13 protein-coding genes are annotated in these 11,725 nt (G+C 67.8%); 7 read left to right on the forward strand and 6 right to left on the reverse strand.

Features of this window, described 5'->3' with window-relative positions:
• The first annotated feature begins 2 nt into the window (after nt 1-2).
• The gene (gene msrA, locus F468_RS0110115; protein WP_018995078.1) at nt 3-638 is read left to right on the forward strand and encodes a peptide-methionine (S)-S-oxide reductase MsrA; all 636 of its coding nucleotides are present in this window, start codon (nt 3-5) and stop codon (nt 636-638) included.
• Between the two features lie 18 nt (nt 639-656).
• On the opposite strand, the gene dut is transcribed toward msrA, so the two are convergent.
• From dut to F468_RS0110130, 3 genes are read right to left on the reverse strand one after another with little or no spacing between them, the layout of a single operon-like run.
• Entirely contained in the window at nt 657-1,118 is a 462-nt protein-coding gene (gene dut, locus F468_RS0110120) for a dUTP diphosphatase (protein WP_018995079.1), read from the reverse strand.
• A complete protein-coding gene (coaBC, locus tag F468_RS0110125) occupies nt 1,099-2,349 on the reverse strand; it encodes a bifunctional phosphopantothenoylcysteine decarboxylase/phosphopantothenate--cysteine ligase CoaBC (protein ID WP_018174881.1) in 1,251 nt (416 codons plus the stop codon). Before coaBC ends, dut begins: the two co-directional genes overlap by 20 nt.
• A 10-nt stretch (nt 2,350-2,359) precedes the next feature.
• Complete coding sequence (locus F468_RS0110130; RefSeq protein WP_018174880.1) at nt 2,360-2,962, reverse strand: DUF502 domain-containing protein; 603 nt, start codon at nt 2,960-2,962, stop codon at nt 2,360-2,362.
• Between the two features lie 449 nt (nt 2,963-3,411).
• Here F468_RS0110130 and F468_RS0110135 point away from each other — a divergent pair, with 449 nt between their 5' ends.
• Nucleotides 3,412-4,359, forward strand: coding sequence for an MBL fold metallo-hydrolase (locus F468_RS0110135; protein WP_018138945.1), 948 nt, complete (start codon nt 3,412-3,414; stop codon nt 4,357-4,359).
• A 15-nt stretch (nt 4,360-4,374) separates the two neighbouring features.
• Here F468_RS0110135 and F468_RS0110140 read toward each other — a convergent pair whose 3' ends face one another.
• Nucleotides 4,375-5,415: a lipid A deacylase LpxR family protein gene (locus F468_RS0110140; protein ID WP_018174878.1), complete on the reverse strand. Its 1,041-nt coding sequence runs from the start codon at nt 5,413-5,415 to the stop codon at nt 4,375-4,377.
• Here F468_RS0110140 and F468_RS0110145 point away from each other — a divergent pair.
• A complete protein-coding gene (locus tag F468_RS0110145; RefSeq protein WP_018138947.1) occupies nt 5,414-7,135 on the forward strand; it encodes a potassium/proton antiporter in 1,722 nt (573 codons plus the stop codon). The two genes, F468_RS0110140 and F468_RS0110145, sit on opposite strands and share 2 nt — an antisense overlap.
• A gap of 256 nt (nt 7,136-7,391) precedes the next feature.
• Here the strand turns inward: F468_RS0110145 and F468_RS0110150 are convergent, their stop codons facing one another.
• Nucleotides 7,392-9,443: a UvrD-helicase domain-containing protein gene (locus F468_RS0110150; RefSeq protein ID WP_018138948.1), complete on the reverse strand. Its 2,052-nt coding sequence runs from the start codon at nt 9,441-9,443 to the stop codon at nt 7,392-7,394.
• A gap of 140 nt (nt 9,444-9,583) precedes the next feature.
• On the opposite strand from F468_RS0110150, the gene F468_RS0110155 reads away from it, so the two are divergent.
• From F468_RS0110155 to F468_RS0110170, 4 genes are read left to right on the forward strand one after another with little or no spacing between them, the layout of a single operon-like run.
• Nucleotides 9,584-9,742 carry an entericidin A/B family lipoprotein gene (locus F468_RS0110155; protein WP_018138949.1) on the forward strand — a complete coding sequence of 53 codons (159 nt, stop codon included), beginning with the start codon at nt 9,584-9,586 and terminating at the stop codon, nt 9,740-9,742.
• Nucleotides 9,743-9,773: 31 nt separating this feature from the next.
• Nucleotides 9,774-10,100 (forward strand): co-chaperone YbbN, encoded by a 327-nt coding sequence (locus F468_RS0110160; RefSeq protein WP_081601210.1) that lies wholly within the window; start codon nt 9,774-9,776, stop codon nt 10,098-10,100.
• Entirely contained in the window at nt 10,097-10,663 is a 567-nt protein-coding gene (gene ampD, locus F468_RS0110165; RefSeq protein ID WP_018174876.1) for a 1,6-anhydro-N-acetylmuramyl-L-alanine amidase AmpD, read from the forward strand. Before F468_RS0110160 ends, ampD begins: the two co-directional genes overlap by 4 nt.
• Nucleotides 10,660-11,247 (forward strand): histidine phosphatase family protein, encoded by a 588-nt coding sequence (locus F468_RS0110170; RefSeq protein WP_018138952.1) that lies wholly within the window; start codon nt 10,660-10,662, stop codon nt 11,245-11,247. Before ampD ends, F468_RS0110170 begins: the two co-directional genes overlap by 4 nt.
• A 64-nt stretch (nt 11,248-11,311) precedes the next feature.
• Here the strand turns inward: F468_RS0110170 and F468_RS0110175 are convergent, their stop codons facing one another.
• Nucleotides 11,312-11,629: a DUF2322 family protein gene (locus F468_RS0110175; RefSeq protein WP_018174875.1), complete on the reverse strand. Its 318-nt coding sequence runs from the start codon at nt 11,627-11,629 to the stop codon at nt 11,312-11,314.
• Nucleotides 11,630-11,725 lie beyond the last annotated feature (96 nt).

Below are 11,725 nucleotides of genomic sequence, written 5' to 3' on the forward strand. Positions count from 1 at the left end.
TGATGTTTGCGTTTTCCGAGCCGCGCATGCCTGCGCCAGAGGAGGCCCTGCCCGGGCGCGACGAACCACTGCCGGTCCCGCCACGGCACATGGTGCTGGGGACACCGCTGGCGCCGCCCTATCCGGATGGCATGCAGGTGCTGCATGTCGGCATGGGCTGTTTCTGGGGGGCGGAGCGGTTGTTCTGGCAGACCGACGGTGTGTATTCGACCAGTGTGGGCTATGGCGGTGGCTACACCCGCAACCCGACCTACCGGGAGGTCTGCTCCGGGCAGACCGGGCACACGGAACTGGTGCGCGTCGTGTTCGACCCGGCCCGGGTGTCCATCGATACGCTTTTGCGGGTGTTCTGGGAGGGGCACGACCCGACCCAGGGCATGCGCCAGGGCAATGATGTCGGCACGCAGTACCGCTCCGCGATCTATGTGGACTCGGCCGAACAGCAGGCGGCGGCCGAGGTCAGCCGCGAGCGCTACCAGGCGGCGCTGGACGCCGCGGGGCGTGGCCTCATTACCACGGAGATTCAGCCGCTGGACGCCTGGTACTTCGCCGAGGACTATCACCAGCAGTACCTGGCCAAGGTGCCCAACGGCTACTGCGGTCTGGGTGGTCTGGGCGTGTCCTATCCCTCGGGCTGAGAGATCATCGGGGCACGGTCATCCGCGGCCGGAGGAGCCGAAGCCGCCGACGCCACGGGCGCTTTCCTCAAAGTCCTCGACCACGCGGAAACGTGGCTGTACCACTGGTACGATCACCAGTTGTGCCAGGCGTTCGCCCACTTCCAGGGTGTACGCCTTGCTGCCCCGGTTCCAGCAGGAGACCATCAGCGGCCCCTGGTAGTCGGCGTCGATCAGCCCGACCAGGTTGCCCAGCACCAGGCCGTGCTTGTGGCCCAGCCCGGAGCGGGGGAGGATCATCCCGGCGTAGCCCGGGTCCTCGATATGGATCGAGAGCCCGGTCGGGATCAGTTCGGCGGCGCCCGGCTCCAGCGTCAGCGGTGCCTCGATCATCGCGCGCAGGTCCACGCCGGCCGAGCCGTCGGTGGCCGGGGCGGGCAGCGGGAAGTCCGCGCCCATGCGCGGGTCCAGGATCTTCAGGTCAATCTCGGGGGCGGGCATTCGGGGTTCCTTGATCCGTTTCGCATTCGGCCCAGCGCTCGACGATCAGATCGATCAGCGCCCGTGCCAGTTGGGTCTTCGGCTGGCTGGGAAGCCGGCACTCGCCGCCCTCCCAGAGGCACAGCAGTTCGTTGTCGGGGGTGCCGAAGGCGCGGCCCTCGCCGACCCGGTTGGCGGCGATCAGGTCGAGCCCCTTGGCGCGGCGCTTGGCCTCGGCGTGTTCGCGCAGGTGCTCGGTTTCGGCCGCGAAGCCGACCAGGAACGGGCGCCGGGGGAGGGAGGCCGCCTGAGTTGCCGCCTCGGCCAGGATGTCCCGGGTGCGCTCCAGCGCCAGGTGCATCACCGGGTCGGACTTCTTGATCTTCTGCGCCCGCGGCTCGGCCGGGCGGTAGTCGGCTACGGCCGCGGCCGCGATCAGGATGTCGGTCTCGGGCAGCCGCTCCATCACTGCGGCATGCATGGCGGCCGCCGTCTCCGTGGCAATGCCCGCGACGCCCGCGGGTACGGCCTCGGCCGTCGGCCCATGCACCAGGGTCACGTGTGCGCCCGCGTCGCGTGCCGCCGCGGCCAGGGCAAAGCCCATGCGCCCGGAGCTGCGGTTGCCGATAAAGCGCACGGGGTCGATCGGCTCGAAGGTGGGGCCGGCGGTAATCAGTACGTGACGCCCGGCCAGAGGGGCGTGTGCCGGCTGCAGCAGCTCCCGCGCGATCGCGGCGGGCTCGCGCATGCGACCCTCGCCCTGCTCGCCACAGGCCTGGTCGCCGCTGTCCGGCCCGATCAGGGTCACGCCGCGCTCGCTCAGGGTCGCGATATTGGCCTGCGTGGCCGGGTGGGCCCACATGCGATGGTTCATCGCCGGTGCCAGGGCGACCGGTGCGGTGGTGGCCAGCAGCAGCGTACTCAGCAGATCGTCCGCCAGGCCCTGGGCGTAGCGGGCGATCAGGCTGGCGCTGGCCGGGGCGACCACGATGCGGTCCGCCCAGCGTGCCAGGGCAATGTGATCCATGCCGGATTCCGCCTCGGCATCTAGCAGCTCGGTGCGCACCGGCGCGCCGGACAGGGCCTGGAAGGTCAGCGGGGTCACGAAGGCGCGGGCGCCGGCCGTCATCACCACGCGCACCTCGCAGCCGGCGCGCTTCAGCTCGCGCACCAGCTCGCAGGCCTTGTAGGCGGCGATGCCGCCGCTGACGCCGATCAGAATCCGTGGCTGGTGGTCGTGGTGGTCCGTCATGCAGCGAATTCTACCCGGTTCCCTTGTCCTGGCGCGCGGAGACACCGGCGGTCAGGGCATAGCGCATCGCGTCCTCCAGCGAGAGACCCAGTGGCTCGATGCGGTCGCGCGGCAGCATCAGGGTGTAGCCGCCGATCTGGTAGCTCATCGGCATGTAGACCGCGATCGTCTCCGGGCCACCCAGGTTTTCCGGAAGCCCCTCGAAATCCTCGCGGGTGACAAAGCCGACCAGCTTGAAGTCGCTGCCCGGAAAGGTCACCAGCACGGCCTGCCCGAAGCGCTGATGGATGTCGCCGGAAAGGAGATTCGTTACGTCGCGCACGGTCCCGTGGATGGTCTTGACCACTGGGATGCGCTGCATCAGCGATTCCACCCAATCGAACAGGCCGCGCACCACATAGGCCTGCAGCAGAACGCCCAGCGCGAACACGAGCCCCAGCCCGGCCAGGATGCCCAGGCCCGGGAAATACAGGGCATCGGGCAGGATCGCGCGCAGCAGCCCGCCCAGCACCGTCTCCGCCGTGGTGCCCAGCCACCAGAGCAGGGCCAGGGTGATGACCAGGGGCAGGATGGCCGCCAGGCCGGTCAGGAAGGTCCGGGAAATCTTGCGCACCTGCAGTCTCCATCCTAGGGAAACACTGATCAATGTACACGCTCGCGCTCGAGTCGCTTTTGCGTGCGAACAAGGCGCGGTGAGCGCAGTGTAGCCGAGCTACATAAGCGAGCCGCAACGCCGTACGCACGCAAAAGCGGCCGAGCCCCTGCTGTTCAATGGTTTGTGGGGTTGGCACCCCAGGTTCCCCGATCCTGCGTTGCGCCCCGAATCAATCAGAAACGGGCGGGTAGAACCACTACCCGCTGCACGACGCTCCTTGTCTCGGAAAACCTGGGGTACCAACGCGAGCGTGTACATTGATCAGTGTTTCCCTGGGGGGAGGCCCCGATGCTATCAGTTTCGGCCGCGTAGGCGGCGCAGCGCACTTTGCGGCGGCTGGCGGGTCTATTCTTCACGATCGGGAATAGTCGGGGGTGATTGCCATGCAGGGATGGAAACCATTGGGTGTGGTGCTGGCGAGCCTGGCGATGGCATTGGTCTTGACCACGTCGTCGCCTGCTGGCGAGCCGGCGGCGCCCGAGGACTACGAAATGCAGCCCGAGGCCGTGGCCCCCGGGGTCTACGCCGTGATGACATCGGCGCGCGATTTCCCCAGCCGCGAGAATCTCGGCTGGAACGCGAACATGGCGTTCGTGGTGACCGACGAAGGTGTACTCGTGTTCGATACTGGCTCGTCCGAGACCATGGGCGTGGCCCTGCGCGAGGCCATCCGCGAGGTGACCGATCAGCCCGTGCGCTGGATCGTGAACAGCCACAGTCATGGCGACCACTGGCTGGGCAATCATGCGTTCGCCGAAGACGAGCCGGAGATCATGGCCGGCCCCGAGGCCATCGAGCGTATGGAGGCGGAGGCCGAGACCTGGGTCGAGAACTTTCGCGAGATGACCGATGGTGCGACCGGCGATACCACACCATTGCTGCCGAACAAGCCCGTGGACGAGCGCGTCACGCGAGTCCTGGGCGGTACCGAGGTCGTCATCTTTCCCTCCGGCGGTGCCCACTCCCCGGGTGACCTGATCGTCTGGTTGCCGCAGACGAAGATCCTGCTGGCCGGGGATGTGGTGTACAGCGATCGCGCGCCCTCGGTCTGGGATGGCGATGTCGCGCAGTGGATCGAGCTGCTGGACGAGCTGATCGCGCTGGAACCCGATGTGGTCGTGCCCGGCCACGGCCGGCTCGAGGGGGCGGAGACCCTGCCGCGCCTGCAGAACTATCTGGTCACCCTCTGGGATGCGATTGAGGAGGGCGTGGAGCAGGGGCTGGCCGACTTCGAGACCGTGCCGCTCGTGCGCGAGCGCATGGCGGACATCCTCGAGGACTACCCGGGCTTCGAGGACAAGATCGACCGCTCGGTCGCCACGACCTACCCCGACGTCGAGGCCGCGGTGTTTTGAGGCGCGCGGCCGGAGTCAGAACTGCCAGGTGGCGTGCAGCGAGCCGAACTCCGCCGCGCCCTTGGCCTGGCCGCTGAACTCCCGCGAACGCCACACATGGGTGTAGCCCAGGCGCACCCCGCCCACATGGAACACGAACCCGGCGGTCAGTTCCCCCACTGCTGGGTGCTTGTCCACCGAGGGCCCGTCGCGAAACAGCGGGCCGTCCAGGAACAGGTCATAGGCCATCAGCCGGGTATCTACCCCCGCGAACAGATAGCCGCCCATGGAGCCGACCGTCTCGAAGGTATGCGAACCCGATAGGGCCGGATTGATCCGAGGCGGGCCGTAGTCGCGTGGCAGGTTGCGGCCGGCGCGCACGATTGCACCGGCGTTGGCGAAGGTGAACGGGCTGCCCACGGTCGCGCCCCAGTGTGGCGTCAGGTCCCAGCCCCAGCCGCCCTCGGCGCGATGCGAGCGCCCGCGTAGCTGGCGCTCGTAGCCCACCATCAGGGTTGCCTCGTTGCCGATCTGATCGTCCCAGCCTTGTGGTTGCGGCGCGCTGGACCAGCTGTGGACTTCCTTCTGTGTGCGGTCGGCCAGCGAGGCGGGCCCGACGGTGCCCACGGTGACCTGCAGGCGGTCCAGGCGGTCGCCATGATCCTCGGCCAGGCTGAAGTTCAGGTACAGCCAGCCGGCGTAGGGACGGTCGTCCGGGTCCGCGGGCGAGCGCTCGATGTCCTCCGGGGTGTACATGTTCTGGCCCAGGTGGATGGCCGATTTCAGGCGCCCGCGCTCCTCGCGATCGACGAAGTAGGGCAGGGCGTCCGCGACCCGCTGCAGCCAGGGGGGTACGCGCTCCTCGCTGCGCGTCCAGCCGATGCGGAAACCATTGGTGTAGTAGCGGTCCTCACCGGCGAACAGGTCGTTCTCGAACTCGAAGTGCAGCGCGTCGACGCCGCGCTCGGCGGCGGCCGGCGCTGCTGCGAGACCCAGTGGGACAGCCAGCGCGCCGGCCAGGGCAAGGGCCGCTCTCCCCGGGCGGGTTTTCGGGGGCTTCCGGTATGATCGACGCATGGACCTCTCCAACCAGATCATCTTCCTGGCGGCCATTGTGCTGTTGGGCAGCATCCTTTCGAGCGTGATCACCTCGCGGCTGGGTGTGCCCCTGCTGCTGGTGTTCCTGGTGATCGGCATGCTGCTCGGGCCGGAGGGCCCGGGCGGTCTCGAGGTGGAGAATATCACCCTGGCCTATCTGATCGGCTCGGCCGCGCTGGCGATTATCCTGTTCGACGGCGGGATGCGCACTCCTGCTCGCAATTTCCGTATCGGGTTGAAACCGGCCCTGGGACTGGCCACGCTCGGGGTGCTCGTGACCTCGGGCCTGACCGGAGTGTTTGCCGTCTGGTGGCTGGGGCTGTCCTGGCTGGAGGGGCTCCTGCTGGGAGCGATTGTGGGATCCACCGACGCGGCTGCGGTGTTCTCGCTGTTGCGTTCGCGCGGGCTCGAACTGAAAAGCCGTGTCGGCGCCACCCTCGAGATCGAGTCCGGCTCCAACGACCCGATGGCGATTTTCCTGACCATCGTGCTGATCGAGCTGTTGCTGATGCCCGACCAGCAATTCGGGGTGGTCGTCGCCATCGAGTTTGTCCAGCAAATGGGGCTGGGGGCCTTGTTTGGTGTGGCGGGCGGTTTCGCCCTGCTGGCGCTGATCAACCGGGTGCCGATGGCGGGCGGGCTGTACCCGCTGTTCGCGATGGCCGGGGCACTGGCCATCTTCGGCCTGACCGGCCTGGTGGGCGGCTCGGGCTTTCTGGCCGTGTACCTGGCAGGGCTGCTGATCGGCAACCGCCCGCTGGAGGCCTCGCAGAACATCAAGCGCTTCCACGACGGGATCGCCTCGCTGGCACAGATCGGCATGTTCCTGATGCTCGGCATGCTGGTGACGCCCTCGGGGCTGCCCCCGGTGGCACTGGATGCGGGGCTCGTCGCCGCGGTCCTGATCCTGGTTGCCCGGCCCCTGGCCGTATGGCTGTGCCTGTACCCGTTCCGCTTCCCGTGGCGCGAACAGGTCTTCATCGCCTGGGTCGGTCTGCGCGGCGCGGTACCGATCATCCTGGCGCTGTTCCCGCTGCTCGCCGGGCTGGAGCTGGCGGGCTACTTCTTCCACGTCGTGTTCTTCGTGGTGCTGATCTCGCTGCTGGTGCAGGGCTGGACCGTCGCGCCCTCGGCGCGCTGGCTGGGGCTGGAGCTGCCCCCGACCACCGCGCGGGTGCAGCGCACCGAGCTGGACATCCCCGGACAGCAGGAGATGGAGCTGGTCGGCTATCGCCTGGCCGAGACCACGCCGGTGGTGCGCGAGGCGTGGTCGAACTTCCGCCTGCCGGGCAGTGCGCGGGTCGTGGCCCACCTGCGCGAGGGCAAGCTGCTGGACACGCTCGAGCTGCTCGATCTGCATGCCGGCGACCACCTCTACATCATGGTCGCCCCGGCCGATCTGCATGACCTCGACCGCCTGTTCGTCCCGCAGGACCAGGTGCCGGAACGCCTGACCGAGCAAAGTGTGTTCGGGGAGTTTGCCCTCAATGGCGACGCCCAACTCGGGGCGGTCGGCATGGCCTACGGCGCCCCGGTACCGCCCGAACACCAGGGCGACACCCTGGAGGACTACCTGCGTCGTGAACTCCAGGCCGAGCCGGTCGTCGGCGACGCCGTCGACCTTGGCCCGATGCGCCTGGTGATCCGCGAGATGGACGGCGCCCGCATCACCAAGGTCGGCCTGAAGCTGCGCCACTGATGCCGTCGATGCCGGAGGCCGGACAGGGGGCTTGCTTGATCAGATCCGTATGGATCGCATTTGCGGCTTCAATTGAGGTGGGGGCTTTGATATAAGAATCAAAAGCAGGGTGTGACAAATTTCATACTTTTGGGCCGCCTGAGGCGCTGGGCGCGCACGGCGAGATGCCAAGAAGACGAAGGGGGGAGCGGGCCGGGGCGTCCGGAATGGGCCGGGCGCCCCAGTAGTGAGCGAAGGCTCCCCGGCCGCGCAGCGGCTATTTGCCGAGCATGGCCTTGAGGCCGGCCAGGTGGGCCTGGGCAGTGAGCTTCTGGGTCTCGGGATCCGGCGGCCTGGCGTCCGGCCATTCGAGGTGTTCTTCGGGCAATTCGTCGAGAAAGCGCGAGGGCTCGCATTCGAGGGTCTCGCCGTAGCGGGTCCGGTTCTGGGCGTAGGTGATCAGCAGGGTCTGCTGGGCACGGGTCAGCCCGACATAGGCGAGCCGCCGCTCCTCCTCGATGGAATCGTCCTCCACGCTGACCCGGTGCGGCAGCAGCTCCTCCTCGAAGCCGACCAGGCAGACATGCGGGAACTCCAGCCCCTTGGCCGTGTGCAGGGTCAGTAGTTGCACGGACTCGTCGCCGTCCTGGGACTCCCGGTTGCGGTCGAGAATGTCCATCAGGCTGATGCGGTTGACGATATCGGCCAGGTCCATGGTCTGCTCGTCGTCTGCCTCGTCGTCGCCGTACTCCGCGGTGGTGTTGCCGCCACCCATGCGCCCGACCCAGTCGATGAACTCGCGCACGTTCTCCATGCGTCGGGTCGCGGCCCGCGGGTTGGAGCTGTTCTCCAGCAGCCAGGACTCGTAGTCGATGTCCTCGACCAGGGTGCGCAGCAAGGCGTCCGGCGCTTCGTCCTCGCCGCGGCGCTGGAAGCCGTCGACCCAGTCGGTGAAGCGTTCCAGGCGTGCCTGCGCCCGGGCGTCCATGTACTCGGACAGGCCGGCCCCGCGCGCGGCCTGCAGCAGCGAGGTGCCACGCTGGTTGGCGTAGTGGCCGAGTTTCTCCAGCGTCGCCGGGCCGATCTCGCGGCGCGGCACATTGACCACGCGCAGGAAGGCGGTGTTGTCGTCCGGGTTGGCGAGCAGGCGCAGATAGGCGACCAGGTCCTTGATCTCGGCCTTCTCGAAGAACGACTGCCCGCCACTCAGGCGGTAGGGGATGCCCTGCTCGCGCAGGAGCTTCTCGAACAACCGTGACTGGTGGTTGCTGCGGTAGAGGATGGCGAAGTCGCCCCAGCCCGCGTTCAGGCGAAAGCGCCGGCGCATCAGTTCGGAGACTACGCGCGCGGCCTCGGTGTCGGCGTCGGAGCAGCCGATCACCTCGATCTTCTCGCCCTCGCCGAGCGCACTCCACAGGCGTTTCTCGAACACATGCGGGTTGTTGGCGATCAGCGCATTCGCGGTATGCAGGATGCGGTTGGTGGAGCGGTAGTTCTGCTCCAGTTTGATCACCTCCAGGCGCGGGAAGTCCTGCTGCAGACGCGCGAGGTTTTCCGGGCGGGCGCCGCGCCAGGCGTAGATCGACTGGTCGTCGTCGCCGACCACCGTCAGGCCGTCACTGACGCCCACCAGCAGGCGCACCAGCTGGTACTGCGCGGAGTTGGTGTCCTGGTATTCGTCCACCAGCAGGTGGCGGATGCGGTCCTGCCAGCGGTTGCGCAGCTCGGTGTCCGCACGCAGGCAGTCCACCGGGCGCTTGATCAGGTCGTCGAAGTCCACCGCATTGTAGGCGCGAAGGGCATCCTCGTAGCGCGGGTAGAGATTGGCCGCGGCGATCGCCTCCGGGGCGTCGCTCATCTGGCTGGCTTCATGCAGCGCCTCTTCCGGCGTCATCAAGTCGTTCTTCCAGCGGCTGATGTGGCCGATCAGGGCGTCGACCTCGGAGCCGGTATCGTCGCGGTAGGTGATCTCGCGCAGCAGCGAGCGGCAGTCGCCTGGATCGAGGATGGAGAAGCCTGCGCGCAGCCCGGCCGCGTCCAGTTCGCGGCGCAGGAAGTTCAGCCCGAACGTGTGGAAGGTGGAGACGCCGAGCCCGCGCGCCTGTTCCTTCGACAGGCGTCCCTGGACGCGCTCGCGCATCTCGCGCGCGGCCTTGTTGGTAAAGGTGATTGCGACAATCCGGCGCGCCTCGAGCCCGCGCTGCTCGATCAGGTACGCGATCTTTTCGGTGATCACGCGGGTCTTGCCCGAGCCCGCTCCGGCCAGGACCAGCAGGGGGCGGTCCGTGGTGGTCACGGCCGCCTGTTGTTGCGGATTCAGGTCGGACACAGGGTTGCGACTTCCTTCACGAAAAGAGGGCGGCGCGTAAACTACCCCAGTGCGTGCGCCTCATAAAGTGTGACCGTCCCTGGAGTGCCCTTTGTCGGTCGGTATCACGGACCGAATCACGAAAGAGACAAGGAGCTCGCATGCATTTCACGCAATGCATTCCCGCCGCCCTGCTGATCCTGCTGGTGGCTCTGGGCTCGCTTGGCATCGCTGGTTGCGCCACTATGGAGGGGTTTGGCGAAGACGTGCAGGATGCCGGTGAATCCATTGAGCGACAGGCCGAAGACAACTCCAACTGACCCGACCCTGCGTCAGACGGGCCTGCCCCGGCTGACCCAGTTCGACTTTCATCAGCACCTCCTGGAGGTCCCGGGTCCGGCGGTGATCCTGTTTACCCGCCGGGGCTGCGGGGCCTGCAAGGTGATGGGCCGGGTGCTGGAGCAGTGGCAGGCCGAGCCCGAAGCGCCCGCCCTGTTCGTCGTCGATGCAGAGATGGATACCGCGCTGGTGCGCGAGTTCGAGGTCTTCCACCTCCCGGCCCTGTTCGTTTTCAATGCCGGTGCCTACCACGGCCGCCTCGAGGCCCCGCCACGCCTGCCGTTGCTGCTCGAGGCCCTCGCGGCCTGCCTGCAGCGCCCGCCCGAGGAGGCCCCGTGACCGAGACTATGATCGTCGATCGCGACTGGTGGCCGTCGGCCCAAGTGCTTGAGAGCCCGAACCAGGACGCACGCCCTGCGGGGATGGAGCCCGAGTTGATCGTCGTGCATGCCATCAGCCTGCCGCCGGGCACGTTCGGCGGGCCGCACGTGGCCGAACTGTTCCAGAACCGGCTCGACCCCGGTGCCCACCCCTACTTTGCGCAGATCGCCGATCTGCGCGTGTCCGCCCATGTGCTGATCGATCGGGCGGGGGTGGCGACCCAGTTCGTGCCGTTCTCCCGGCGGGCCTGGCATGCCGGCGCCTCGCAGTGGCGTGGCCGCGAGCGCTGCAACGATTTTTCCATTGGCATCGAACTCGAGGGCACCGACGACGATCCGTTCACGCCGGTGCAGTACGCCGAGCTGGCCCGTTTGATCGGCTGGCTGCGCGAACGCTTTCCGGCCATTACCCCGGATGCGCTGGTGGGCCACTGCGACATCGCCCCCGGGCGCAAGACCGACCCGGGCCCGCATTTCGACTGGGCCTGGCTGGAGGCCTGCCTGAGCGAGGACACGGCATGATTGTGGATCTGTTGCGACACGGCGAACCGGAGGGCGGGCAGCGCTATCGTGGGCATGGCTGCGACGACCCGCTCAGCGCGCAGGGGTGGACGCAGATGGAACACGCGGTGCGTGACGATGACGGCTGGCAGGCGGTCGTTAGTTCGCCGATGCACCGCTGCCGGGCGTTTGCCGAGCGCCTGGCGGACGAGCGTGACCTGTCCCTGCATCTGGAGCCGGACCTGCGCGAGGTCGGCTTTGGCGACTGGGAGGGACGCACACGGGTCGAGCTGCAGCGCGAACGGCCGGAGGAATACCGGGCGTTCTATGCCGATCCGGTCCATTCGCGGCCGGCCGGGGCGGAGCCGCTGGGCGCCTTTCGCCGGCGGGTGGAGGCGGCCTTCGAGACCACGGTCGGCGGCCAGCCGGTGGAACGAGTGCTGGTGATCGTGCACGCCGGGGTCATCCGTGCGTTGGTCGGCTGGGTGATGGGGGTGCCGGACGAGCGGCTGTTCCAGCTGGAATGCGAGTATGCGAGCCGGACCCGACTGCATCGGCATCCGACGCGCGGCTGGCGCGTGATCCACACCAACCGCCTGCCGTGATGTGCGGAGGACGCGTTCCGGTTTGCACGTATGCGCCGGAACGGGAGAACGTCTCCGCAAGGAACTAGCTGGCGCGGCTCTTGCGCTTGGGTACAGCCTTCACCGACAGGTAGTAGCCCTTGTCGAGGATCTCGAACAGGCGGTCGATGTTCGGGTGTTTGCCCGGGTTGGCGCGGGCATCGTCGGCATGGCTGCCGTACATCAGCAAACCGGAGTTGGCGGCCTTCGGGCCGATGCCGCCGTAGTCCAGCGCCAGCTGGTAGTAGATCTGCAGCGACAGGGTCTGGCCGTCCACGTTCTCGATGGTCGCGCTCGGGTTGTAGTCCTCGCCGAACAGTTCCAGGCGTTCGAGATTGCTGACGTCGGGCAGCTTCTTGGGCATGTCGGACTCCTCGAAAAGATGGCGGCATTATCGGGGCATGCCGGGGCCGGGACAACCGCCGACCGCTTCCTGGCCAGAGCCGCTGGGGGCGGCATG

The sequence above is a fragment of the Thioalkalivibrio sp. ALJ2 genome (genome assembly GCF_000378325.1).
Classification (GTDB): Bacteria; Pseudomonadota; Gammaproteobacteria; order Ectothiorhodospirales; family Ectothiorhodospiraceae; genus Thioalkalivibrio.